Raw genomic sequence first — 25,058 nt, 5'->3', positions numbered from 1 at the left:
AATATGAGAGTTTTGTGAATACTTTAAGTTCACCGGTGTCATGATGATGAGCCATTTTGAAGCCGGTCTTACTCAGTGTCGGGCCGCGGAGTAATCCACTAATAAGAGCTGAGCTGGACCTCGAAAACTTCTGCGCCGCGCTGAACGGCAAGTTTCATGGCAGGCCCGGCCAACATGGAGCCGACTGCAGGGTCACTGGCCAGGTCCGCCACTGGAGTGTCATTTATCAGAATGATTTCATCCTCAGGTTCAAGGAAAACCTGGTGTCGCTGCGAGCGGTCAAGGCCAAGTGTATTCACGCGGATAGACTGGGTCATGTCTGATTGCATGTGGCTGGTGAAACTGCTCAGTAACTGGGTGTGAAGGGCGTTAAGTTCAGAACTGGTCAGATAGGTCTCAACGTAATTATCGGGTGGAACGGTGGCTGGCGAATCATTTGTTAGGTTTTCGAAACTGCTTTCCCCGATATCAACTGCTGCGTCGCTGCCAGCCTTCATCGTTGCGTGATTTGTGTTCTGCTGTGCAGAAGGAAGTGGTTCTCTGGCTGAAGAGTTCGCGCTCTGTGCAAATGGCTCTGATTTGGAGGCCGAATCTGGGGAGGTGATCATAAACTCCCCGGACGGTTGGCCAAATAGCAGAAAAAAACCCGATGCAAGCATGGCCGTCGACGCCAGAACGAATGCCCCCACATTGATGATTCTCATGGTAAATACCTCCAGATGGTGGACGCAGGTAAAAAGACCGGCAGAAAGCCGGTCTTTTTATCTTCCGATTCAGGTGTTATGGAGCACACCTTGAACGGGTGCACTGGACCGCGCATTGGCGGGCATCGTTAACGTCGATGATGCCATTGCCATCGATGTCCCTCGGGTCGCCCGGAAGAGCAGTGGTGTTGCGTGCGGCGGAGATGATGCCGATATCATTGCGATCAACATCGCCATCCCCGTCCTGGTCACAGGTCTGTACTGAAACACTGCTGACCACAATATCAGACAACACTGGGCTGGTTTGATCGGTGCCCGGAGTGAGCACCGCCCGGAGTTGAATGAACTGTCCCATCAGTCCGAGACCTGTGGCGCCATTGCTTACCGGGGCATAGGCTTCGAGGCTGAGACCGCCAACTGTATTGGCTGACCGCGCCTCGACACTGATCGAGCCACCTGCTGGCACCGAACCCTCCGGCTCGGTATTCCAGCGAACGACATCCCACTCGGTATCCGCTGCACCACCATCTACAACCCTGATAAATGTGCCGTTGGGGTTGGCAATCTGGAAGCCAATGCCGGTGGCGTCACTGTAGGTGTAAGGCCCGTTGCCGACGGGCACGGTGTTCAGAAATTGGCCGTCGGTGCCGCGAAACTTGGTGACGTTGTTGGCGTTCAAGTTGACAGCCCAGATGTTGTTGGAACTGTCGGCGATAATGCCTCGGGTATTACTGTTGCCACTTGGGTTAAACGTTTCCCAGATTAATGTGTCGGTGTCGCCATCGTATTTGCGAACGATGGTGTTGCCCTGGATAACGTCGCCGTTACCGTCAACGCCGATGCCCAGACTATTGCTTGCAGACACGGGAGGCGTGCTGAACGTACCGGTCACCGGATTGCCATCAGGTTCGCCTGGGCCGCTATTCGGGTTGTAGATCAGGTACGGAGATCCCGCCCGACCCTTGTAGATTTTTCCATTGCCAGCAGCAATGCCGTAATCAAGGCCGTGATTCCTTACACCCAGAAGCGTTTTCGTGTTGGTGTCCACAATAGGCATGCTGCCGCCAAGCGATGCCCCGAATAGAATGCCGTCAGAGTCGACCACGCAGCCGTAGTTGCTTGTGCCCGTCGAGATTGGGCCGTTCATGACCGTGCCATCCACGGGGGAGAGCTCATAGTAGTTGCCTGGGGAGAAAGTGCCTGCCCAGATATCGCCTTCGTTGTCGATACACAGGGACCGTCCCAGATGCCCGGTAGTGTTGGGAATCTGCTCAATAAACGCGACCCGCTCGTCTGCCAGTTCGCTGTCTTCCAGAACGCCGTTGCCATTAGTGTCTACAAGGGGAATCATCTCCCCAGGTTGAATGACGCAGTCCCCGTTGGTGTCGGCTGACGTGTCAATAATGCCATTGCCATTTCGATCAATTCCGCCTTCGAGCAAAATTTTCAGAACTGCAACGTTTTTGCGATCAAAATGCCGGTTGGCAACGAATACATTGCCGTCTGCGTCCACCGCGGTGCGTGACGGAGCGGGCCCCCCAAAGGCACCGGTTATGCCGGCATTGAACCAGGTTTCATAACGGGCCGTTTCGCAGTCATTGTCGGTGTCGATTCTGGAAACCGTATCTTCACCGGCATTGGCTATCCATAGCACTGGGAAGGTCGAGAGGGTCTGACTGATCTGAAGCTGATCACTGTTTGGTGCGTCGAAATTGAGGCTCTGTAGTGTTCCGAGTGCAAAGTCAGCATCGTTAGTGATCACAAAATCCGTTGCCTGTGCTGACAGAGGTAGTGACACCGCCAGTGCCATTGCTGTTTTGAGTAAGTGTTTCATTGGTCTATCCATCATATTGATTGTTGGTGATCGAACGACGGATACGGCTATCGTCCTGTGCTTTCAGGCACCGAGAGGTTGTAAATCGACCTTTCAGCTGTGAGGCCTGATAGCCGGGGTTAAATGAGCGCGGGAGTGGTCCGGCGCGATTTTCTTTGTTTCTAGGGTTGAAAGATCCATTAAGTAAGTGTGAAAAAAACGGTTCTCAAAGCGAACGAACGCCAGAGACCGGCCTTGCTGCGACACCGATACATGCATTTCCTCTTTGCCAGAGTCAGACAACCTGACCGGCCTATCCGGGGTGCCGAGGTCGAGCTTGTAGATCTGTGCGCGGTCCATGGAATCGCGCGCGCTCAGGAAAATCAGCCCCTGGCCATCCGGCATCCAGACCGGATGATTGTCTGCCCATCGCGTATTAGTGAGCTGACGTCGATCCAGGGAATTGACACCGATCACAAAAAGGTTGATCTGGCGGCTTTTCCGGCCTGCATAAGCAATCTGTTGGGAATCCGGAGACCAGTTAAAACTGATGATGTTGAACTCATCGTCGAGCTTTTCTTGCTGACTGCCATCAAATGACATTTTTCTCAGGCGCTGTTTACCGCTGTCGAATTCAAGAAACGCGATGTGTCGATTATCGGGCGACACTTTTGGTATGGAGACACCGGTTTCACTGTGGGTAATCTGCTCTTCGGAACCAATGTCCAGCGAATACCGGTAAATCTGTTGTGGCCCATTGCGGGCAGACACGTAGAGGAGATGTCTGCCATCTGCACTCCACGCCGGGGTCATATCCAGATAATTGTTGTTTGTGATTCTTCGCTTTTCTGACCCATCGCTGTTCATGACATAGATCTCGTAGAGTCCATGTTCTGATGAGGCGTAGGCGATGCGTTGACCATCGGGTGACCACACGGGCTGCGCGTCGTCGCGGTCGTTTTGAGTAAGCTTTTCTGTTTTGCCGGAATCCAGGTCCGTCAGATAGATATCCAGATCGCCATCTGCATGGCCAACAAAGAGCAACTTCTCTGACTCGGTCGAAACTGAGTCGCTTGGAGCAGTGGAGCATGCGGTGGTCATAATCACAGCCAGAAAAGCGGTGACTGACGCATGGCACACTGATTTGAGTGCTTTCGGAAACATAGTGTGTCCTCACTGGATTTTTCTAAAACCAGTTATTTGGACAGCGACTGCCTGACTGTTGTCCAATCCTTGGATTGCCTGCGGGACAGCAAACCCGCCTTTATCTCTTGCTTCGTGTTACGCGACGTTTAAACCTGACCCGCGCTTTCTGCGCAGGGCAAGGCCTGCAAGGCCGATCAGGAATATGGACAGCGTCGTTGGTTCGGGCACGTCAACCGGGCAATCTACATTGCCAATGCAGATTCGACCGTTTGCCAACACCGGGGTGAACGGGTCTCCGTTTTCATCGCCGAACGTTTGCAGGCCAGAAAACAGCAAGGGTGAGATCCCGTCGGCAATGCCAGTGAATTTCAGGGTGGCGAGTTTGAAGGTTTTGCCCAGCGAATCCTGATTGGCGATCAGATCAGCCGGGAAATCAAAGGAAACTTCGTAAAGGTCGATCAGCCCGGGGACGCTGTCATCGCCGCAAATAAAGCAGCCAAATGAGTCCACGCCAAAGTGGAACTCGCTACCCGAATAAGACACCACCGTCGGGTCATAGGTCAGATCGATATCCCAGTCTCCGATGTACTGGCTGCCATCGCCATCCCAGAGCAAGTCAACGAACAGGGTGTCGCCGACAGATCCAAAGGATGTTTCCGGATCAACGCTGACCATCGGCATCGCGTTCACAACCGCGGCACTGGCAGACAGGAGTATTGCTCCGACAACAGAACGGAATACGTTTGCTGTTTTCATTTCATTTCTCCGTTGATTGCCAGAGACGTCAGATTTTTATACAGGCAAGCCGAACCACTGTTGGCGATTCTGGTTGACGCTCTGGAGTTTTGAATACGAGGCTGGTGGGGCAAAGTTGTTGCAAAGGTGGTCTGGAGAGAACCATTCACCCTGGCGCAACTTATTGAAAAATAGCTGTTTGTGGTAACCATGATTCATTCCCTATGAATGCTGGTTGCTTGAAGCACCACCTGACAGCCGAACAGGGTGAGGCTCAGACAATCGGCGGACGTTTATCGTGCCCGCATTTTTCAATTTGTCATGTGTGAATTTGCATAAAGCGGGCCAGAAACGCTTAAAGTTCAATAAATACATTTGTCCCTATAAAACAATGGCTTGGGAAAATGTTGATTGATGTGTTTCGGTGGGGCAGTAGGGCTTCCTTAAACGGGAAAGCGCAAAGTAAAGTCAGAAAATCTTGGAAAAACAGGTAGGTAAGAAGCCTTTCAGTTGAGTATATGAGAGTGTCATATAGTTTTACACTCTCACCACAACCACGCTGAGAGCCGAGAAGATTCCCCCACGGTTGTACTGCGTTAAGTCGGACACCTCCCGAATCTACGCACGAAAAAAAGGACGACGCCGAAGGGGCGTCGTCCTTTTTCTATCACCGGCTGACAAACATGACGTTGAACATCTGCGTATTGTCGCCCGGTGACTGTCCAACGCAGCTGACGATGGTTTTGCCAGAGCCTGCTGCGTTCTGATCCGCCATACAGACGAGGTTACCGCTGTTGCTGTCTGAATCCTCAATGGTGCCGGAAATAAAGTCTTCGCCTGCAAGACCGGTGAAGGTTACGGTCACGGTGTCGGAACTGAGGCTGCCTGTCTCAATGTCTGTCACAAGAGCACCCGTGCACACACCGGACTCGCAGCTCAACGACACCGGATTAATCTTGCTGCCATCGGCCATGGTGTCGTCAAACAACATACCGGCGAAATCGCCATCCAAGTTCGAGCCCTCGACTGCATCCGCGCTGAGTCCGAATACGAAGCTAGAATTTGCTTCATCGGCAATATCAGTTTGCACAATCGCACCACCGCTCTGGGTCAGATACATGGCCGCGACGTCTGGCATTTCGCCAACCAGCATCAAACCGTCTTCACAGCTGCCGCCGCCGGATATACCGCCTTCAGTGACATTGGGGAAGCCGGTGTCCAAAGACCGCTTTACCGGCAAACTGGGTGTTGAAGTAGAGACGTCAAATTCAAAGGTGCCGAAATAGTCTTCACTCTGTGAGGTAGCATCGGAGCCGGCCCTTTTTTTCACCATGACCCAGTTTGCATCGATATCGGTTGTCGGGCACTCACCGGCCGTGACCATGGCAATAACCTGATCGCCATCAATGGGCTTAAGCAGGAACGCATAGCCAGGCACTTCGAGCGCCCAAGCCATATCTCCCGGGTTGGGTGCATCAGTGCCGTTGGCGGAACCCACTTCAAGTGATACGAAGCCCGAATCGAGCCGCTCATAAGTGCCTTCAACGGTCAGGATGACTGGGTCGACTGGCGAAGTCCTTCGTTCAATGGTGAAATCCCCGCTGTCTTCCAGAGTGACGTCCCATTTCGAGCCTGGGCCGCTGTATGCAACCGAGCTGCTGCCTGTTGCTGAGGAATCGCCCGAACTGGAACCGCCGCAGGCGACCAGAAGCCCGGCGCTGGCAACCAGGGCGCAGCCTAGTTGCAGGTGTCTTTGGAATTTTCTCATCGATTTTCACCCCGTTTCGCTGTTCGCGTTCAATGCCTGGTAGACGCCGCGAACCAGGCCCACACACTCACGCTACACGCTCTGGATGCTCGGGGTGTTGATTTCGCGTGGACCGAATGTATGACTTATGCACATAAGATCAACAGAGTGCTATCGGATGTAACAAGACGTTGTGTTCTGGCAAAACTCTTATGCATCCATACCTGCCGCCACACCCGACGCCCATGCCCACTGGAAATTATGCCCGCCCAGGTGCCCGGTGACGTCGACCACTTCGCCTATGAAGTAAAGGTCGGGGCGATCAAGCACCGCCATGGTTTTAGACGACAATTGGCGGGTATCGACGCCACCTAGGGTGACTTCCGCGGTTCGATAACCTTCTGTTCCAGCCGGTTTGATTCGCCAACCGCTGAGTGTTTCGGCCGCGGCGTCCAGATCGTGGTTCTTGAAACCCTGCAGCGGGCCAGACCAGTCATGCATTTCGGCGAAAGCCTGTGCAAACCGTTTTGGCAGATGTTGCATCAGGTAATTCTGCACGGTGGACTGGGGCTTTTCCTTGCGGAGTTGGTACAGATCTTCCTGCACATTCCGCCCAGGCAAAAGGTCCACAGCAAGCGTATCGCCCGGTGACCAATAGCTCGAAATCTGGAGCATGCATGGGCCGCTCAAACCGCGGTGGGTCACCAGCATGGGTTCCAGAAAGTGGAACTTGCCGCAATGCACGTCCACCGGGCAGCTGACGCCAGACAGGGGAGACAACTGTTCTTTCAGCTGTGGCTGAAGAGTGAAAGGCACGAGCCCGGCGCGGGTGGGCAGAATTTTCAGACCGAACTGCCTGGCAATGTCATAGCCAAAGCCGCTGGCGCCCATGGTGGGGATCGACAGCCCGCCAGAGGCGATCACCAGGGATCTGCAGCGCAAGTCGCCGGCCGACGTTGTCAGAGCGTAACCCTGCTCCAACGGGGACACCGATTCGACACTGGTTTTCATTCGGATTTCAGCGCCAGCCCAGTCGCACTCGGTCAGCAGCATGTTGAGGATGTCTTTGGCGCTGTCTTTGCAGAAAAGTTGCCCCGCCGCTTTTTCCTCGTGCTCGATCCCGTGGCGATCTACCAGTTCCAGGAAATCCTGCGGTGTATAGCGTTTGAGTGCGGATATGCAGTAGTGGGGGTTATCCGACAAAAAATTCGCGGGCGTGCTGTTCAGGTTGGTGAAATTGCAGCGGCCACCGCCAGACATCAGGATCTTTTTGCCCGGCTTATTGGCGTGGTCCAGCACCAGCACGCGTTGACCGCGATAGCCCGCTGTGGCTGCGCACATCAGCCCGGCGGCGCCGGCACCGATAACGACAACATCATAGTGATTGGCAGCGTTCACCGGGTTCATGGCAGGTGAACGTTACCTTCCATATAAAGCACGGCCTGGCCGGAAATCGCTACCCGTTCCCCTTTCAACTCGCACCGGAGCAGACCGCCCCGTTCGGAAACCTGCCTCGCTTCCAGATTGTTCTTGCCCAGCTTGCTCGACCAGTAGGGAACCAGAACGCTGTGGATGGAACCGGTGACCGGATCCTCGTCGATACCCGCCCCGGGGGCGAAATACCGGCTGACGAAATCACACTCATCACCGGCCGCGGTAATAATCAGGCCCTGGTTGCCCAGGGATTTCAGCGCGCGCATGTCCGGCTGGGCAGCTCTTACGGATGCCTCGTCGTCCATCACAATCATGTAATTTGTGTCGTTCGGAACGTAAAAAGCTCGGGCAGGCGCGTTTTCCAGGGCATCTTTCACCTCAGACGGTGTATCACACTCCTGGAATGGCAAGTTGGGGAAATCCAGTGTCAGCCAATCGTCGTCAGCGCGGGACACACCCAGCGGACCACTTTTTGAACGAAACCAAACGGTATCCTTGGGCCAGTCCATCAGGTTGAAAATGACCCAGGCCGAAGCCAGCGTGGCGTGCCCGCACAGAGGTACTTCCGTGCCCGGGGTAAACCAGCGGATATGAAAGTCCGCATCCTCGCCTTCAGGCAACTTCACAAAAAAGGCCGTTTCCGAAAGATTATTTTCGGCGGCCAGGGCAAGCATGGTGTCGTCCGGAAGTATGTCTTCCAGTGGCATGACCGCCGCGGGATTGCCCCTGAACAGTTGGTTCGTGAAAGCATCAAGCTGATAGAGGGGATAACGCATGGTGTCTGTCCGGCGGTGTTAAATGGATGCCTATTCTGAACAAAGATGTCATTAAGTGACAATGTTTCCGCAGCATTCGCCAGAGCCTTTCTTTTCGGACGTTGGTGGCGGTAAGCTGAGATTGTTCGAAAAATGAACATGATTTTTAATAACAGTTCTTCCGGCCCTTAGAATCATAACGACAAGAACAGGAGGCTGTATGACCATCAGTTCAACCCCGTCAGGCGTGTCGGTGTCGCCCCGGCATCTGCATTTCGACGTGGATAATGACCTAAAGACACTCTGGTACGGCGGCGACGTGTTTCGCACGGCTTTCTTTAATGCGCTTTCACTCCAGTTTCCCGATGGCGAACAGCAGTTCATCAACGCGGTCAGGCTTTACCGCGACAAGGTGACAGACCCCAAACTCAGCGAGGAGATTCGTGGGTTTATTGGTCAGGAAGCCCTCCACAGTCGCGAGCACAAACACTACAACGATGCGTTGAAAGCCCGCGGATACGACATTGAGGCGCTTGACGAGCGTTTCCGAAAGCACATGAATTGGGTGGGTAATCTGCCACCGAGTCGCCAGCTGGCTGGTACCTGTGCCGCCGAGCACTACACTGCGGTTCTGGCCAATGCGATTCTGAAGCACCCGGAGTGGATGAAAGACGCAACGCCAGAGATGGCCAGGTTGTGGCGCTGGCACGCCATTGAAGAAACCGAGCACAAATCTGTGGCCTTCGATGTGTACCAGCATTGCATCGGCAACGAAAAACTCCGTCGTATTGTCTTTCTATTCGTAACCTGGAATTTTTTCAAATACACCTTCCTGAACACCTGCAGCTTGCTAAAGGCAGACGGCAAGCTCTGGAGCCTGAGCACCTGGGCAAGCGGTATGAACTTTCTGTGGGGCAAGCCCGGCGTCATCAGAAAGTGCTTTCCTGACTTCATGGCCTACCTGAAAAAGGGATTTCATCCCTGGCAACACGATAATCGTGACCTGATCGATAAAAATCTAAGCGATCTTGAGTTAAAACAGTAAGTCTCATACAACAATAAAGAGCAATTGTCTCAAGGGGGCTCTTACCAGCCCCCTTTTTGGCAATGGAGGCGATTATGCGAGTTGGCCTGATCGTGGACTCTGCCTGTGATTTACCACACGAGTTCACCCGAAAGAACGATATATTCATCATGCCCGTCACAGCGGTGATCGATGGCGAAACTTATATTGATGATCACGACCCGGTCAGAACCCAGGAGTTTTACAGCAGCGGATTGCTTGATAAAGGCCACACGGCGGAGACTCAGGCCTTTTCTGCGACTCAGATTCACGACCTGTTCATGGAAAAGATCATCACGGAATATGACGTCGCTATTTGCGAAACCGTGGCAAAAAGCCGAAGTCTGGTGTTCGACAATGCCACCGAAGCCATGAACAGCGTTATGGCCCACTATCAGCCGGCGCGAGAGCAAGCCGGCCGCCCCGGCAAGTTTTCCATGCGAGTCATCGACAGCAAGCAAATCTTTGCCGGGCAGGGCTTGCTGGCCGCGCACACCCTGAAGCTGATTGATCAGAAGCTCTCCAAGAATGCGCTACGCAACGAAGTCGACAGCTTCACGGGTAAGATTTACACCTGTGTGATTCCACGGGATCTGCACTACGTTCGCGAACGCGCCCGCCGCAGGGGTGACAAAAGCGTCTCGGCGTTCGGTGCTTTTCTGGGGAAAACGTTGAACATTACACCAGTGGTTTTTGGCCAGGGCGTTGAAGGCAAACCGGTGGCTAAAACCCGAAGCTTTGACGTGGCCGTCGAAAAGGTCATGAATTACGCGATCGGCCGACTGGAGGCCGGGTTGCTCACGCCCTACATCAGTCTGTCTTGCGGCATGAGCTGGACCGAGATCGAGGCGTTGCCGGGGCTGAACCGCTTGCGCGATGCCTGTGAAGAGAACGGCGTGGAACTGTTGCTGTCGCAGATGGGCATTACCAGCAGTATTTATGTGGGTCCGGGTAGTTTGTGCCTGGCCCTTGCTGCCGAGCCACACCATTTCAATGACTACCAGTGATGTCTGACAGGCCAGGGCGCGAACATGGTTTTCGCCCTTGGCCGCCTTTCCTAAAAATCCTGCTCCTGCGGCAAACGCAATCAGACCATGCCGGTGTTAGCCTGTTTTCAATGGTCCTCAGGCCAGTTGCACACATTCACGATTCAGGACGTCGTTCATGACCAAGGCCAACACCGACCTCGCAGAAAACCTGCTGGAAGCCCATGTGAAACACGAGCTGGCTTCACTGAAAGGCGCCAAACTGCGCAAGTTTCTGAAAGAAGAAGTGGACGAGCTGTTTCAGTACGCCAGCGAGGTGACGCTGGGTCGTATTACATCGGTTGACCATGTGATGGGTCTGATCCGCCGGACTGTGGTGGATATGGACCTGGGCTCGGGCATCCCTGAGCTTGCGGGGGATATGGCGACGGAAGTGCTGAACGCGCCGGTTCAGAAAACCACCACGTTAAGCCAGATCATCACCCGCGAGCAGGCAACGGGTTTTCTTGAAGAAGCACTTGAACTGAAACAACAGCGTGAGCGCGCCATCAGCGAAATCATGGCCCATCCTGTTTACCAGGAGCTGGTGTCCAACCTGGTCTATCAGGGAGTGGTGAATTACCTCTACGAAGACAACGTGATCACCAAGAGCGTGCCCGGCGTGGGCTCGATGATGAAGTTCGGCAAGCGCATGGCCAACAAAGCCGTGCCGGGACTGGATGAAACCTTCGAGCGTCGTTTCAAAACCTGGCTTTCCGACAGTTTGCCGGGGCTGATCAGCCGCAGCGAGCAGTTCCTGCACAAATCCCTGACGGACGATGAGCTGCGGGACAGTGTGATGGCGGTGTGGGTTTCGCTGGAAGACCGAACCATCGAGGAGCTGCAGGAAGGGCTGGGGGATATTCAACTGCAGGAGTTCGTGGTTCTCGGTTACGAGTTCTGGCTACAGTTCCGCAAGACGCCTTACTTCGAAGGCTGTGTCGAGGCCGTTGTTACCCATCTGTTCGAGCTATACGGCGACCGGCCGGTGCTCGACCTGCTCAATGAGGTGGGGGTGGACAAACACCTGGTGATGGCGGAACTGGAAGGCTACGCGATACCCGTGATAGACGTTCTTCGCGAGGAGGGGTACCTTGAGGCACTGGTTCGTCGCCGTCTGACTCCCTTTTACCATTCAGCGGCGGCACGGAAACTCCTCTTGCAAGAGGGCTGAGCTGAATGTGGATACCTGTTGAATTGCTGTGGGCCTATCTACTGGCCATTACACTGCTGACCCTGACGCCCGGCGTGGACACTTTGCTTGTCATGCGAAACACCGGGCGTGGTGGCCTGGGTGACGGCTTCGTTACCAGTCTGGGTATCTGCTGCGGCCTGTTTATTCATGCCACCCTTTCGGCGTTGGGCATCTCTATACTGTTGGTCGAAACCGCCTGGGCGTTCACCGTGCTCAAGTGGGCGGGCGCCATCTATCTGATCTGGCTGGGGATCATGTCATTTCGACAGGCAATGTCACGGCGAGGCAGTAGCCAGCAGGAGGCTCTGCCCGAGCAGTCGGATGCATCCGGGGGGGTGTCTGGCAAGGTTGCGTTCCGGGAAGGCCTGTTATCGAATCTTCTGAATCCGAAAACCGCGCTCTTCTACATGGCGTTGCTGCCACAGTTTATCGATCCGGCGGGCTCTGCGTTCTTGCAGTCAATGTTCCTGGCGGGGCTTCATTTTGTAATCGCGATGATCTGGCAGTGCACAGTGGCGGGTCTGATACTAAAATCCAGCCAGCTTGAGGTGGGGCAGGGTGTGAAGCGCGCCCTCAGCGGACTGACGGGCGGCTTTTTCGTTGCAATTGGCCTCAAGCTGGGGTTGGACGGGCCGGCTTAGCGCTCCAGATATTGCAGCTTATCCGGTTTGCCGTCCCACTCTTCTGCGTCTGGCAGCGGGTCTTTCTTCTCGGTGATGTTTTCCCACTTACCCGCAAGATCCGCGTTGATCTCGATAAACTGCTCCTGGCCTGCCGGTAATTCGTCTTCCGAGAATATGGCTTCCGCAGGGCATTCTGGCTCGCACAGGGCGCAGTCGATGCACTCATCAGGATCGATTACCAGGAAGTTGGGCCCTTCATAGAAGCAGTCTACCGGGCAAACTTCTACGCAGTCCGTGTATTTGCACTTAATGCAGTTATCAGTAACGACAAAGGTCATGGTCAGTCCCCTGATTCAGTCATCAGTCTCATCAGTGTAAGAATAATTGCGCGATATTGTAGGGAGGCCCCCGCAGTACCGCAAGCGCTGGAAGGGCTTATCTGCTCCCCAGCAGCTCTCTCAGTTCGTAAAGCCGGTTCAGTGCTTCTCTTGGCGTCAGGTCATCCAGGTCCAGCTTTGAGAGCGCCTCTTCGACTTTACTGGGCTCCAGGGCCGAAAACATGTCGCCCTGCATCGCCGCAGGCGAGGTAGACGGTGCTGGGTTTGAAGGCGCCTGGCTGGTTTGCCGCATGGGCGCCGTGGGTGTGGCATTTCCTTCCAGGTGCGCCAGCTGCTCCTTGGCGTGGCGAATGACATCCTGCGGTACGCCTGCCAGTTTGGCGACCTGCAGGCCGTAACTCTGGCTGGCCGGGCCATCATGCACATTGTGCAGGAACACGATGGTGTCATCGTGCTCGGTGGCGGTCAGGTGCACGTTGACTGCGTGGGTCAGTTCGTCGGCCAGTTGCGTCAGCTCAAAGTAATGCGTGGCAAACAGCGTGTAACAGCGAATCTGCTTGGCCAGGTGCTCCGCTGTGGCCCAGGCCAGCGACAGCCCGTCAAAGGTGCTGGTGCCACGGCCTACTTCGTCCATTAACACCAGGCTGTGCTCGGTGGCGTTGTGAAGAATGTTGGCGGTTTCGGTCATTTCCACCATGAAGGTAGACCGACCGCCTGCAATGTCATCCGACGAGCCCATGCGTGTGAAAATGCGATCCACCGGCCCGATGACTACGCGATTTGCCGGTACAAAGCTCCCGGTGTAGGCCAGCAGTGCGATCAGTGCCGCCTGGCGCATGTAGGTCGATTTACCGCCCATGTTCGGGCCGGTAATGACAAGCATGCGGCGCTGGTCGTCCATCAGCAGATCGTTGGGTACGAACGGGTCGCTCAGTAGTTGTTCCACCACCGGGTGCCGGCCTTCTTCAATATCAAAGCCGGGTGATTCGCTGAATTCCGGCGGGTTGAATCGCAGGCTGGTGGCTCGCTCGGCGAAATTGCTGAGCACGTCCAGTTCGGCCAGTGCCTGAGCGGCATCCTGCAGTGGCGCCAATTGTTCGGCCACGGTTTCCAGCACTTCGTCGTAGAGGGCTTTTTCCCGGGCCAGGGCGCGGCTTTTGGCGCTCAGAGCCTTGTCTTCAAATTCCTTGAGTTCGGGCGTAATAAAACGCTCGGCGTTCTTCAGGGTCTGGCGGCGAATGTAGTCTGCCGGCGCCTGGCCAGATTGGGCCCGGGTGATTTCGATGTAATAACCGTGCACACGGTTGTAGCCGACTTTCAGGGTGGTAATGCCGGTGCGTTCGCGCTCGCGGGTTTCCACATCCAGCAGAAACTGCCCGGCGTTCTCGCTGATGTTGCGCAACTCGTCCAGTTCTTCGTCAAAACCCTCGCGAATCACGCCACCGTCACGAATCACCACAGGCGGGTTATCGATGATTGCCCGCTCCAGCCTATCGGCCAGTTCCGGATACTCGCTGATGGTGGTCGCCAGTTTAACGATCTGATGGGAATTAACCGGTGTCAGGGCTTTCTGAAGATCCGGCAGAACCTGAAACGCATCCCGCAGGCGTGCAAGATCCCGTGGTCGGGCGGAGCGAAGGGCCACGCGGGACAGCACACGTTCGATATCGCCGACGGCTTTCAAAAGGTCGTGTACAGGTTCGTAGTGGAATCCGTCGAGCAGCGCAGACACAGCCTGCTGACGTTGCTCCACAATACTCACGTCGCGCAGCGGCCGGTTCAGCCATCGCCTCAGTTGACGGCCACCCATGGCGGTCGCGGTTTTATCCATCACCCAGGCAAGAGTGTGCTGGGTGCCGCCCATCAGGTTGGTGTCAATTTCCAGGTTTCTGCGGCTGGCGGCGTCCATGATCACCGCCTCTTCGCGGCGTTCACGGCGGATTTTGCGAATATGGGGCAGGGCCGTGCGCTGCGTTTCTTTGGCGTATTGCAGCAGGCAACCTGCGGCACAGATGGCCAGCGTGAGGTCGTCGCAGCCGAAACCGGTCAGGTCGCGAACCTGAAACTGTTGAGTCAGCACTCTATGGGCGGTGTCCGATTCGAACAGCCAGGGGCCCTGGCGGCGAATGCCGCTGTACCCTTCCAGAACTTCCTGGAACGGGAAATCCTCACTGATCAGGATCTCAGCCGGGCGCAGGCGTTGAAGTTCGCCCTGCAGACCTTCCATATCGTCGAGTTCGGAAACCGTAAAACGGCCGCTGGAAATGTCCAGTGACGCAAAACCGAAGCGCTCCTGACGGTTATAAATGGCGACCAGCAAGTTGTCGCGGCGGTCTTCCAGAAACGCATCGTCACTCAGGGTGCCGGGGGTAACAATCCGCACTACCTGCCGCTCAACCGGCCCCTTGCTGGTCGCCGGATCGCCAATTTGCTCACAAATGGCGATGGATTGACCAGCCCGAACCAGACGTGCAATGTAACCCTCAGCGGAATGGTACGGGATACCGGCCATGGGTATCGGGCTGCCACCTGACTGGCCGCGGGCGGTCAGCGTAATGTCCATCAACTCGGCGGCCTTGCGTGCGTCGTCGTAGAACAGCTCATAGAAGTCACCCATGCGGTAGAACACCAGCTCGTTGGGGTGCTCGCCCTTGATCTTGAGGTACTGCCGCATCATGGGCGTATGCTGGGTCAGATCGGTCTGGGCTGCTGACATGAGTGGTTCCGGGTCCAGGTCTTGGGGTGAAAGTCTTTCAGTAAAGGCAGCGATTGTAAGAAAATACTCGCCATGATGAAACGGAAGGGGGTGAAGAGAGCCTTATGTCACTCACCGATGAAGAGTTACGTGAAGCCGCAGACAGTCTTGCAAGAGTACTGATCGACCGCAAGCAGACGATTGCCACGGCCGAGAGCTGTACCGGCGGTTGGGTTGCCAAAGTGTTGACCGACCGGGCCGGTTCATCGGCTTACACACTGGCCGGCCTGGTGACCTACAGCAACGACGCCAAGCGGGAATTGTTGGGGGTAACCGAAGCGTCTCTGGAGAACCATGGAGCCGTCAGCGAGCCAGTGGTGCGCGAAATGGTGGCAGGCGCACTGGCCACCACGGGGGCGGACGTGGCCGTTTCGATCAGTGGCGTAGCGGGCCCGGATGGCGGCACGGAAGACAAACCGGTCGGTACTGTGTGGTTTGCCTGGGGTAATTCCCCGTCAGACACAGAAGCCGTTGTGGAGCACTTCAGCGGCGACCGCGACGAGGTTCGGCGCCAGGCTGTGCTGTTCGCTCTGCAGGGGGTAGAGGCCTATCTGGCCGTTCGTTGAATGCAGGGGTTGGCCTTCGGTTTGGCTTGTGTTTTAATACTGTTTAAATATACAGGCAACGCTGTACAGATGAGGGTATTGAACAATGGAAGATAACCGCAAAAAAGCGCTTAACGCTGCGCTCAGCCAGATTGAACGTCAATTCGGCAAAGGCGCCGTTATGAAGATGGGGGATCAGCCCCGCGAAGCACTTCCTGCGGTCTCTACCGGCTCCCTCGGGCTGGATGTGGCTCTGGGTATTGGCGGTTTACCCTACGGTCGTATTGTTGAGATCTACGGCCCTGAGAGTTCCGGTAAGACAACCCTGACTCTGCAGGTGATTGCCGAAGCACAGAAAGATGGCAAGACCTGCGCCTTCGTAGACGCAGAGCACGCGCTGGATCCGATCTACGCTGAAAAGCTGGGCGTGAACGTGGACGAGCTGCTGGTATCACAGCCAGACACCGGTGAGCAGGCTCTGGAAATTGCCGACATGCTGGTTCGCTCCAACGCCGTGGATGTCATCATTGTCGACTCGGTGGCCGCTCTGACGCCGAAGGCGGAAATTGAAGGCGAGATGGGCGACAGCCACGTTGGCTTGCAGGCCCGCCTGATGTCACAGGCGTTGCGTAAGCTGACCGGTAACGTCAAACACGCCAATTGCCTGTTGGTGTTCATCAACCAGATCCGGATGAAGATCGGCGTCATGTTCGGCAGCCCCGAAACCACCACCGGTGGCAACGCGCTGAAATTTTACTGCTCCGTTCGACTGGATATTCGCCGTATCGGTTCGGTGAAGGATGGCGACGAAGTGGTGGGTAACGAAACCCGGGTGAAGGTGGTCAAAAACAAAGTGTCGCCGCCGTTCAAACAGGCGGAATTCCAGATTATGTACGGCAAGGGCATTTACCACATGGCCGAAGTGCTGGACATGGGTGTGAAAGAAGGCTTTGTGGACAAGTCCGGCGCCTGGTACGCCTACAAAGGTGACAAGATTGGCCAGGGTAAGGCGAACGCCTGCAAGTTCCTGGAAGAAAACCTGGATCTGGCCAACGAGATTGAGACCAGCGTTCGGGATAAGCTGATGCCCAAGCCTGTCAGTAAAGAAGCAGCAGCAGAAAAGGCGCCTGAAGAGGCGAACGAAGAGCTGCTCTAAAACCTTCCTCCACGGCCCTGCGCCTGACCTCATCCTGTGATGTTGGGGCAGGGCCGGATTCCCTTCCCGCATCCCAGATTCATAGCCCGCTCTCTACTTGTAGCCCGCAATAATTTTGTCTGTTATTCGATCAACATCGCCGCGATGATCAACTATCTTTGTAGCAATTAGCCTGAATCAGGTGTGTTGAAACGATACATGGCGGAGACGACCTATGAATGACGTGAGCGCCGTTGAAAACGAGCTACTTCGCAAAGACGAAGGTGGTGCCGTTTATCTGACCCTCAATCGCCCGAAAAAATTCAATACGCTTTCCGAAACCTTGCTGACGGCATTGCAGGACCAATTGGACAGCATTGCTGAAGATCCGGCGGTGCGTTGCGTTGTGATCGCGGCCAATGGGAAAGGGTTTTGCGCCGGGCATGATTTAAAAGAGATGCGGGCGCATCCGGATCACGGGTATTACCAATCCCTGTTCCGGCATTGCAGTCGGGTGATGCAGAGCCTGGTCAACCTGCCCGTGCCGGTGATTGCAAAAGTCCAGGGTATGGCCACAGCAGCAGGATGCCAGTTGGTGGCCAGCTGTGATCTCGCCATTGCCGGGCGTTCGGCCAGTTTCGCGGTTTCCGGCATCAACGTCGGCCTGTTTTGTTCGACGCCCGCAGTTGCCCTGTCTCGGAACGTGAGTGCAAAGCGCGCCTTCGACATGCTGGTGACCGCCGACTTTATTGACGCAGACACCGCATTCGACTGGGGGTTGTTGAGCGGTGTGGTCGACGACTCTGAGTTGGATGCTGCCGTGGCAGAGAAGGTTGAGAAGATTCTTGCCAAAAGCCCGTCTGCCATACGCTATGGCAAGGCCATGTTCCACAAGCAGCGCCAAATGACGCTGGCGGAAGCCTATGAATTGGCAGGCAATGTGATGGCCGACAACATGATGACCCCCGACGTTGGCGAGGGCATTGATGCGTTTCTCGAGAAACGTAAACCCACCTGGGAGCAGCCGGGCCATTAGCGCCTGGGTCTGGGACCGAACAGTAGGAGGGCGAGGTGATGAGCGATACCTGCCAGTTCGACGTAGGGTTGGATCAGAATGCGGCCAACTATGTGCCTTTGTCGCCATTGAGTTTTATTCGACGTGCTGCCGCCGTTTATCCCAACAAACCGGCCGTGATCTATAACGATGAGTGTTATAGCTGGCAACAGACCTATTCCCGATGTTGTCGCCTTGCCTCCGTGTTGCAGAGTTTCGGTATCTCCCGTGGCGACACCGTTGCGGTGTTGCTGCCCAATGTCCCGGCCATTTTCGAAGCGCATTTTGCCGTGCCAATGGTCGGGGCGGTGCTCAACGCCATTAATATTCGCCTGGACCCGGCCACCGTTGCCTACATTCTCGATCACAGCCGCTCGCGCTTGGTGCTGGTTGATACGGAATTCTGCGATGTGGCTGAAAAGGCGCTGTCGATGATGGAGGGCGAGGCGCCCGTCATTATCAATGTACCGGATGCCAGCCAGGGCGATGAAAGAAGGCTGGGCGACCTGGAATACGAAGCACTTCTGGCAAAGCAGCCGGAGTCACAGAACTGGCAGTTACCGGAGGACGAATGGGACGCCATTGCCCTGGGATACACCTCCGGCACAACCGGCAAGCCCAAGGGCGTGGTTACCCATCATCGCGGTGCCTACCTGAACGCCGTCAGCAATGTGTTGTCGTGGAGCCTGCCCCGGAATGTGACTTATTTGTGGACGCTGCCCATGTTCCATTGCAACGGCTGGTGCTTTCCCTGGACCATGGCAGCCATCGGTGGCACCAGTGTCTGCTTGCGGCGGGTGGATGCGGGTCAGATTCTCAAACTGATCCGGCAACATAAGGTCAGCCATTACTGCGGCGCGCCGGTGGTTCACGCCACCATCGCTGACGCTGCCATCGCAGCAGGTGAGGTTTTCGATCACCCTGTGTCTGGATTGATTGCGGGTGCTGCGCCGCCGGCCTCGGTGTTTGAAAGGATGGAGAAGATCGGTGTTGAACTCACCCACGTCTACGGCCTGACGGAAACCTATGGCCCTGCGACAGTTTGCGCCAAACAGGAAGAGTGGGAGCAATGCACTCTGGAAGAACGCGTGCGTCTGAACGGTCGCCAGGGAGTGACCTACCCACTGGAAGAGGGTGTGGCGGTTCTTGACCCATCCACCATGGAGCCGGTTCCGCCGGACGGTAAAACCATGGGCGAGGTTATGTTCCGGGGCAACATTGTGATGAAGGGATACCTGCGCAATGAGCAAGCCACCCAGGAGGCTTTTGCCGGGGGCTGGTTCCACTCCGGCGACCTGGCGGTGGTGGAAGCGGACGGTTATCTGAAAATTCGCGACCGGCTGAAAGACGTGATCATTTCCGGTGGCGAGAATATCTCGTCGTTGGAAGTGGAAGAAGCCATTCAGCGCCATGCCGACGTTGAACTGGCCGCCGTGGTGGCCATGGAGGATCAGAAGTGGGGAGAGGTGCCGGCGGCTTTTGTTCAGCTGCGCGCGGGCAGCGACCTGACGGAAAGCGATTTGATTAGCTTCTGCAGCGAGAAAATTAGCCGTTTCAAAGTGCCCAAGAAAGTCGTGTTCGGCCCGTTGCCGACCACGTCCACCGGCAAAATTCAGAAGTTCATGTTGCGAAAGGAGCTTGAGACAAGCTCATCGTCGTGACGGTTTTGGAAGGTTGAAGTTTGATTATGGCGGACACCAAGCAACTACTGATTGTCGCTCATGCACCCTCTCCCAACACCCAGAAGCTCCGGGATGCGGTTGCCCGGGGCGCACAGCATGAGGATATTGAACAGGTGGAGGTGAAGGTGCTGGCGCCATTGGATGCGGGGCCGGAGGATGTGCTTGCCTGCGATGCCATCATACTGGGAACCACCGAAAACCTGGGTTACATGAATGGGGCTTTGAAGGATTTTTTCGATCGAACCTACTACAGCGTTATCGAGGAAACTGAGGCACTTCCCTTCGCTTATTACATTCGTGCCGGCCTCGACGGCACGGGCACCCATCGGGCCATCGAGTCCATCACCACAGGATTACGCTGGCGCCTGGCACAGGAACCGCTGATCTGTCGCGGTGACTATCGGGATGAATTCGAAAGCCAGTGCGAAGAGCTGGGGATGACCATGGCGGCCAGCCTGGATGCCGGCCTCTTCTAGGGATATCGAATCAGTTCAGCCGTGATTTTCTTGCGGACAGAGCTTCCTGCATTCTGGCCAGGGCCTTGTCGTAGAAAGGTTGAACTTTAGCAAGCACCCCGGGTTCGCTCAGGGATGGGTGACCGCCCACAAACGGAGGGTGGGGGTTGTACTCCATGCGCAGTTGTATCGATTTGGCCAGGGTGTCATCCCAGACTTCACCAATGACCGCCAGGCTGAAATCAATACCGGAGGTGACGCCACCAGCGGTGATCAGATTGCCGTCGATCACAACGCGCCCCTCGGTAAACGTCGCCCCGCATTGCTCAAGCGCAGAGGTGTAGCCCCAGTGAGTGGTCGCCTTCTTGCCCTCCAGTTGTCCGGCCGCACCCAGAATGAAAGCGCCGGTGCAAACAGACGTGATGTACCGGGCGTTTCGGCATTGATCGGCCACAAATTCAACCAGCGCGTCGTTATTGACCGCTTCAAACACGCCTGCGCCGCCGGGCACACAGACCATATCGGCCTTTGGGCAGTTGCCAAAGCTGAATCGTGGCATCAAATCGAAACCTGAGTCTGTTTCAACCGGCTCGCCATGCTCTGTGACCACGCACAGCTGAACATCAGGTACATAAGTCAGCATCTGGGCCGCACCGGTGAAATCCAATTGGGTAATGCCGGGAAAGATCGGGAATACAATGTTGAACGCCATGCCAGGTCTGACTCCAAAAATTCAGATAATGACCCAGTATATAGGCAGTTCAGGTGGCTGCGTCAGCCCGCGTAGCGGTTGTAGAAGCCTTCAATGCGTGACAGGGCGTTGTCTACGGTGCGGGAGTAGCCTTTTCTCTCGAAGCAGTAACTGAATTGGATGCTGACCCGGTATCCGGTCTGAAACGGTTGGCAGGTAACGACCCGGGCGGCCACCCGCGATTCGCGGATGTACTTGCCGTCAAAGCTCAAGAACAGGCGAGCACCTGGCTCCACGGGGCGTGGGCAGAGCACGGCCATGCCGTAACGGTTCATATCAAGGCAGGTCACCGCAGTCGAATTCTTTCCACGACCAAAAAAACCACGCTCCTGCAGCTCTACTTTAAGGCAGGTGGCGGTATAGCGGTCTTTTATCCTGCGATCACTTGTTTCGCAGCTTGTGGAATCACTCATAGATCGTTGGTTTCCATCCATACCGAGCGTACTTTTTTGTTGTCCCATTTTCCTGCTGGGGCAACAAAGTCTAGTAGGCAAATAACTGCCTGAAAAATGACCATTCGTTAAAATGTGATGGATTTATCACTAGAGTGTGGTCTGATTTGCACCGTGTTCAATAGGCAAATCAGGCCTGAGTAGTCAAAATCTGACCACGCCGGTCTTCGATAGGCGCGGGTTTTCGTGTGCGCGGGTGCAGCAAACCAGTGCTGCGGCGGCTGCGGTTCCTGCGACGGTCCGGGCCCTGAAAGTCTCTCTGGGCACGACGACGGTCCGGCTGAAGGCGCCTGTCATTCAAGGGCCGACGCGGCGGGGCCGACGATTCCTCGGCGGCGGGCGTACGCTGGGTTCCCTGCTTGCGAATGGATTCCAGCACCGATATGCCATGGGGCTGATTGCGGTAAATGTCCATTTTAGAGTTTCCTTGAGTGCTTCTGTCCTGATAAAGATGAAACCATTTGATTAAAATAACGGCACAATGCGCCCAATCTTTAGCCTTTCATAAGCAATAGGCGCGACAGACTCCCCCCCAGATTCTACAATGATCGGCCATTATTGTTTGGTTTTCCCTAGCTACAGGACCCCATCTTGAAGCCACTGTCTCTTAACCAGTTATACAAAGCCTGTGTATTGAAAGACCTGCCATTCAGAACCACCCGGCAGCTGGAGCCCCTTGAGGAAATCGTCGGCCAGAATCGCGCCCAGTCAGCGGTCAGCTTTGCTCTGGCGATGCCGCACGGTGGCTACAACGTCTACGCAGTAGGCCGGCCCGGATTGGGCAAGCGCACCATGATGCTTCGCTATCTTGAGCATCATGCTGATCTTGAACACCAGATCCACGACTGGTGCTACGTGGCCAACTTTGAAGAGCCTCGCGTGCCCAAAGTGCTCAAGCTGCCGGCGGGCAAGGGCAATGAGCTGAAGCAGGACATGGACAAGCTGATGAGTCGCCTGATGAAGATGGTGCCTCAGACGTTTGACAGCGACAGCTTCCTGGAGCGCGCCGAGCAGCTAAAGGGCGAGTTTGCCCAACGGCAGGAAGAAGAGCTGGAAAAGATCGGCGCCCAGGCGAAGAAAAAGAAAGTCAGCCTGAACATCACCACGCCCGGCGGCTACCGGCTGGTGGCCATGAACGGCGACGAGCCCCACACGGCGGAGTCTTTCCAGGCCCTGACGCAGGAACAGCGAGACAAATTCGAAGCCGAGATCAACAAGCTGGAGAAAAAACTCCGCCAGGCGCTTCGCAAGGTCGCGGACTGGGAACAGGAATACGCCGAGGCGCAGCAGGCCCTGAACGAAGAGACCCTGCATGGCATTTCCGGCCACCAGATCGACGAATTGGTGAGCAAATACAGCGATCAGCCAGACGTCGTCACCTACCTGGAAGGGGTTCGCAAAGACCTGGTCGACAGCCTGGACATCTTTCTGGAAGAGAACGAGGAACAGGCGGCTATCGCCTACGCCTCTCTGGACAAGAAAACCCCCCGCCGATATCTGGTGAATGTGCTGGTGCATCAGAAGACGGAAGAGGTGCCCGTGGTGGTGGAAGACAACCCCACCTACCACAACCTGTTTGGTTATGTGGAAAATGTGACCTTCAAAGGGTCTGTCTTTACCGACTTTTCACTGATTCGCCCCGGCAGCATTCACCGCGCCAACGGTGGCTATCTGCTGATGGACGCCATCAAGGTGCTGGAGCAGCCGTTCGTGTGGGACGGCCTCAAACGTGCGCTGCGGTCACGGTCTCTGCAGATAAACTCTCTCGAGCGGGAGCTGACGCTGTCTGGCACCATCTCGTTGGAGCCGGAGGAAATCCCGCTGGACGTCAAGATTGTGCTGTTTGGCGACCGCGAGACCTGGATGCTGCTGCAGGAATACGATTCCGAATTCGCAGAGCTGTTCCGGGTGACCGCCGATTTTGAAAACGAAATGATGCGCACGGACGATAGCCAGCTTCTATATTCAAAGTTCATTGCCAGCCTGGTGGAAGAGAAAAAACTGCTGCACTGCAGCAACCGTGCGGTCGCCCGCATCATAGAACACAGCGCGCGCATGGCAGACCATCAGGACAGGCTGTCCTTGCATGCGGCAGACATTGCCAATCTGCTGCGGGAATCGGATTTCTGGGCGCGGCAGGCCAAAGCCAAACTGATCGAGAACAGCCACGTGGATCAGGCACTGGAAAGCGCCCGTTACCGAAGCAGCCGCATCAGGGATCAGTTCTACGATTCGATTCGCGATGGCACAACGCTGGTATCCACCTCGGGCAGCTGTGTGGGCCAGGTCAATGCGCTGTCCGTATTATCGACTGGCGGTTTTGAATTTGGTTTGTCCAACCGCATCACGGCCACCTGCTACTATGGCGATGGCGGTGTGATGGACATCGAGCGCGACGTAAAGCTGGGCGGCAACCTCCACTCCAAAGGGGTGATGATTCTGAGCTCCTGGCTGTCCTCCCGCTTTGCCGTGACCGACCCCATGCACCTGTCGGCCAGTCTGACCATGGAGCAGAATTATGGTGAAGTCGATGGCGACAGTGCCTCGCTGGCGGAAATGTGCGCCCTGGTGTCGGCGCTGTCTGGTCTGCCGGTGCGTCAGGATCTTGCATTGACCGGCTCGGTCAACCAGTTTGGTGAAGTTCAGCCCATTGGTGGCGTGAACGAAAAGGTGGAAGGGTTCTTTGCTACCTGCAGGCTGACCGGTGAATTCACGGGCACGCAAGGCGTGATCGTGCCTGCCACCAATGTTCAGAACCTGATGCTGGACGAGGAAGTTGTTCAGGCCGTGCGCAATGGGCAGTTCTCGGTGTACTCTGTTACCCACGCCGAAGAAGCCATTTCCCTGTTGCTGGGCAAACCGGCGGGCAAGGCAAACGCGAAAGGTCGTTATCCAAAACAGAGCGTCTTTGGCATGATTCAGCAACGGCTTGAAAACATGCGAGAGCACGAGCGCCAGGAACACGAGCGCCATGAACAGGAGAAGCAGAAACCATGACGGACAGTCAGCAAACGGTTTACGTAGTTGAAGACGACGAAGCAGTGCGGGATTCACTGGAGTTGCTGCTGAAATCGGACGGCAAGCCCGTAAAGACTTACGACAACGCCAATGCGTTTCTGAAAGACTATTCTGACGACATGGCCGGCTGCATCGTGCTCGATATTCGTATGCCCGGTATGGATGGAATGGAGCTGCAGAAGAAACTGAACGACAAGCATTCCATCCTGCCCATCATTTTCGTCACCGGCCATGGTGACGTTCCCATGGCTGTGGATGCCATGAAAGAAGGCGCTGTGGACTTCATCCAGAAGCCCTACCGGGAAGAAGCGCTGCTGGAGAAAATCGAGGCGGCGTTGCAGCAGGACATCGAACAGCGCAAAACGCTGGGCGAAAAGCAGGAAATCCTGCGCCGCGTGAAGAGCCTGACCCCCCGCGAGCATGAAATCATGGATCGAATGATTGAAGGGCAGGCCAACAAGGTGATTGCCATCGAGCTGGAAATCAGCCAGCGCACGGTGGAAATTCACCGCTCCCGCGTGATGCACAAGATGGGCACCCATTCCCTGGCGCATCTGGTGCGCATGATTCTGTCCGTAAAGGACCGTATCGACGCGCGGTAATCCCGGCGGCATGATGGTTACATCCTCGCAA

23 protein-coding genes are annotated in these 25,058 nt (G+C 55.7%); 11 read left to right on the top strand and 12 right to left on the bottom strand.

Annotation, left to right across the window (positions count from 1 at the left end):
- Nucleotides 1–98: 98 nt before the first annotated feature.
- The 7 genes from QLQ17_RS12295 to QLQ17_RS12265 form a co-directional block, all read right to left on the bottom strand.
- Nucleotides 99–704, bottom strand: coding sequence for a S41 family peptidase (locus QLQ17_RS12295; RefSeq protein ID WP_283209870.1), 606 nt, complete (start codon nucleotides 702–704; stop codon nucleotides 99–101).
- A gap of 76 nt (nucleotides 705–780) precedes the next feature.
- Nucleotides 781–2,538, bottom strand: coding sequence for a hypothetical protein (locus QLQ17_RS12290; RefSeq protein WP_283209869.1), 1,758 nt, complete (start codon nucleotides 2,536–2,538; stop codon nucleotides 781–783).
- 93 nt (nucleotides 2,539–2,631) lie between these two features.
- Nucleotides 2,632–3,681 carry a TolB family protein gene (locus QLQ17_RS12285; RefSeq protein ID WP_283209868.1) on the bottom strand — a complete coding sequence of 350 codons (1,050 nt, stop codon included), beginning with the start codon at nucleotides 3,679–3,681 and terminating at the stop codon, nucleotides 2,632–2,634.
- Between the two features lie 117 nt (nucleotides 3,682–3,798).
- Complete coding sequence (locus tag QLQ17_RS12280) at nucleotides 3,799–4,419, bottom strand: PEP-CTERM sorting domain-containing protein (RefSeq protein ID WP_283209867.1); 621 nt, start codon at nucleotides 4,417–4,419, stop codon at nucleotides 3,799–3,801.
- 646 nt (nucleotides 4,420–5,065) lie between these two features.
- Nucleotides 5,066–6,166, bottom strand: a complete 1,101-nt coding sequence (locus QLQ17_RS12275) for a hypothetical protein (protein WP_283209866.1) — start codon at nucleotides 6,164–6,166, stop codon at nucleotides 5,066–5,068.
- 189 nt (nucleotides 6,167–6,355) lie between these two features.
- A complete protein-coding gene (locus tag QLQ17_RS12270; protein ID WP_283209865.1) occupies nucleotides 6,356–7,552 on the bottom strand; it encodes a BaiN/RdsA family NAD(P)/FAD-dependent oxidoreductase in 1,197 nt (398 codons plus the stop codon).
- Nucleotides 7,549–8,355: a PhzF family phenazine biosynthesis protein gene (locus tag QLQ17_RS12265; protein WP_283209864.1), complete on the bottom strand. Its 807-nt coding sequence runs from the start codon at nucleotides 8,353–8,355 to the stop codon at nucleotides 7,549–7,551. The genes QLQ17_RS12270 and QLQ17_RS12265 overlap by 4 nt, the downstream gene beginning before the upstream one ends.
- A gap of 199 nt (nucleotides 8,356–8,554) precedes the next feature.
- Between QLQ17_RS12265 and QLQ17_RS12260 the strand changes: the two genes are divergently transcribed.
- The 4 genes from QLQ17_RS12260 to QLQ17_RS12245 all read left to right on the top strand — a co-directional run bounded on the left by QLQ17_RS12260 (nucleotide 8,555) and on the right by QLQ17_RS12245 (nucleotide 12,258).
- A complete protein-coding gene (locus QLQ17_RS12260; RefSeq protein WP_283209863.1) occupies nucleotides 8,555–9,379 on the top strand; it encodes a metal-dependent hydrolase in 825 nt (274 codons plus the stop codon).
- Nucleotides 9,380–9,453: 74 nt separating this feature from the next.
- Nucleotides 9,454–10,404 (top strand): DegV family protein, encoded by a 951-nt coding sequence (locus QLQ17_RS12255; RefSeq protein ID WP_283209862.1) that lies wholly within the window; start codon nucleotides 9,454–9,456, stop codon nucleotides 10,402–10,404.
- Between the two features lie 157 nt (nucleotides 10,405–10,561).
- A complete protein-coding gene (locus tag QLQ17_RS12250) occupies nucleotides 10,562–11,596 on the top strand; it encodes a hypothetical protein (RefSeq protein WP_283209861.1) in 1,035 nt (344 codons plus the stop codon).
- Between the two features lie 5 nt (nucleotides 11,597–11,601).
- Entirely contained in the window at nucleotides 11,602–12,258 is a 657-nt protein-coding gene (locus QLQ17_RS12245; RefSeq protein WP_283209860.1) for a LysE family translocator, read from the top strand.
- Here the strand turns inward: QLQ17_RS12245 and fdxA are convergent.
- Together fdxA and mutS are read right to left on the bottom strand one after the other, a co-directional pair.
- Complete coding sequence (gene fdxA, locus QLQ17_RS12240) at nucleotides 12,255–12,578, bottom strand: ferredoxin FdxA (RefSeq protein ID WP_283209859.1); 324 nt, start codon at nucleotides 12,576–12,578, stop codon at nucleotides 12,255–12,257. The two genes, QLQ17_RS12245 and fdxA, sit on opposite strands and share 4 nt — an antisense overlap.
- A 97-nt stretch (nucleotides 12,579–12,675) precedes the next feature.
- Entirely contained in the window at nucleotides 12,676–15,294 is a 2,619-nt protein-coding gene (mutS, locus tag QLQ17_RS12235; RefSeq protein ID WP_283209858.1) for a DNA mismatch repair protein MutS, read from the bottom strand.
- 104 nt (nucleotides 15,295–15,398) lie between these two features.
- Here mutS and pncC point away from each other — a divergent pair, with 104 nt between their 5' ends.
- The 5 genes from pncC (at nucleotide 15,399) to QLQ17_RS12210 (ending at nucleotide 20,225) form a co-directional block, all read left to right on the top strand.
- The gene (gene pncC / locus QLQ17_RS12230; RefSeq protein WP_283209857.1) at nucleotides 15,399–15,899 is read left to right on the top strand and encodes a nicotinamide-nucleotide amidase; all 501 of its coding nucleotides are present in this window, start codon (nucleotides 15,399–15,401) and stop codon (nucleotides 15,897–15,899) included.
- An 85-nt stretch (nucleotides 15,900–15,984) separates the two neighbouring features.
- Nucleotides 15,985–17,034: a recombinase RecA gene (recA, locus tag QLQ17_RS12225; RefSeq protein ID WP_283209856.1), complete on the top strand. Its 1,050-nt coding sequence runs from the start codon at nucleotides 15,985–15,987 to the stop codon at nucleotides 17,032–17,034.
- Between the two features lie 214 nt (nucleotides 17,035–17,248).
- Entirely contained in the window at nucleotides 17,249–18,049 is an 801-nt protein-coding gene (locus QLQ17_RS12220; protein WP_349306794.1) for an enoyl-CoA hydratase, read from the top strand.
- A gap of 38 nt (nucleotides 18,050–18,087) precedes the next feature.
- Entirely contained in the window at nucleotides 18,088–19,728 is a 1,641-nt protein-coding gene (locus tag QLQ17_RS12215) for an acyl-CoA synthetase (RefSeq protein WP_283209855.1), read from the top strand.
- Between the two features lie 26 nt (nucleotides 19,729–19,754).
- Nucleotides 19,755–20,225, top strand: a complete 471-nt coding sequence (locus QLQ17_RS12210; RefSeq protein WP_283209854.1) for a flavodoxin family protein — start codon at nucleotides 19,755–19,757, stop codon at nucleotides 20,223–20,225.
- A 10-nt stretch (nucleotides 20,226–20,235) separates the two neighbouring features.
- Here the strand turns inward: QLQ17_RS12210 and QLQ17_RS12205 are convergent, their stop codons facing one another.
- From QLQ17_RS12205 to QLQ17_RS12195, 3 genes are all read right to left on the bottom strand, one after another.
- Nucleotides 20,236–20,916, bottom strand: a complete 681-nt coding sequence (locus tag QLQ17_RS12205) for a DJ-1/PfpI family protein (RefSeq protein ID WP_283209853.1) — start codon at nucleotides 20,914–20,916, stop codon at nucleotides 20,236–20,238.
- A gap of 62 nt (nucleotides 20,917–20,978) precedes the next feature.
- Nucleotides 20,979–21,368: a PilZ domain-containing protein gene (locus tag QLQ17_RS12200; protein WP_283209852.1), complete on the bottom strand. Its 390-nt coding sequence runs from the start codon at nucleotides 21,366–21,368 to the stop codon at nucleotides 20,979–20,981.
- A gap of 169 nt (nucleotides 21,369–21,537) precedes the next feature.
- Nucleotides 21,538–21,822, bottom strand: coding sequence for a hypothetical protein (locus tag QLQ17_RS12195; protein ID WP_283209851.1), 285 nt, complete (start codon nucleotides 21,820–21,822; stop codon nucleotides 21,538–21,540).
- Between the two features lie 176 nt (nucleotides 21,823–21,998).
- Here QLQ17_RS12195 and QLQ17_RS12190 point away from each other — a divergent pair, with 176 nt between their 5' ends.
- Nucleotides 21,999–24,404 carry a Lon protease family protein gene (locus QLQ17_RS12190; protein ID WP_283209850.1) on the top strand — a complete coding sequence of 802 codons (2,406 nt, stop codon included), beginning with the start codon at nucleotides 21,999–22,001 and terminating at the stop codon, nucleotides 24,402–24,404.
- Entirely contained in the window at nucleotides 24,401–25,027 is a 627-nt protein-coding gene (fixJ, locus tag QLQ17_RS12185) for a response regulator FixJ (protein WP_283209849.1), read from the top strand. The genes QLQ17_RS12190 and fixJ overlap by 4 nt, the downstream gene beginning before the upstream one ends.
- The last annotated feature ends 31 nt before the right edge of the window (nucleotides 25,028–25,058 follow it).

This window comes from Marinobacter sp. CHS3-4 (assembly GCF_030053415.1).
Lineage (GTDB): Bacteria > Pseudomonadota > Gammaproteobacteria > Pseudomonadales > Oleiphilaceae > Marinobacter.
The sequence above is the reverse complement of the archived record's forward strand: the minus strand, read 5'-3'. Positions and strand labels throughout refer to the sequence as shown.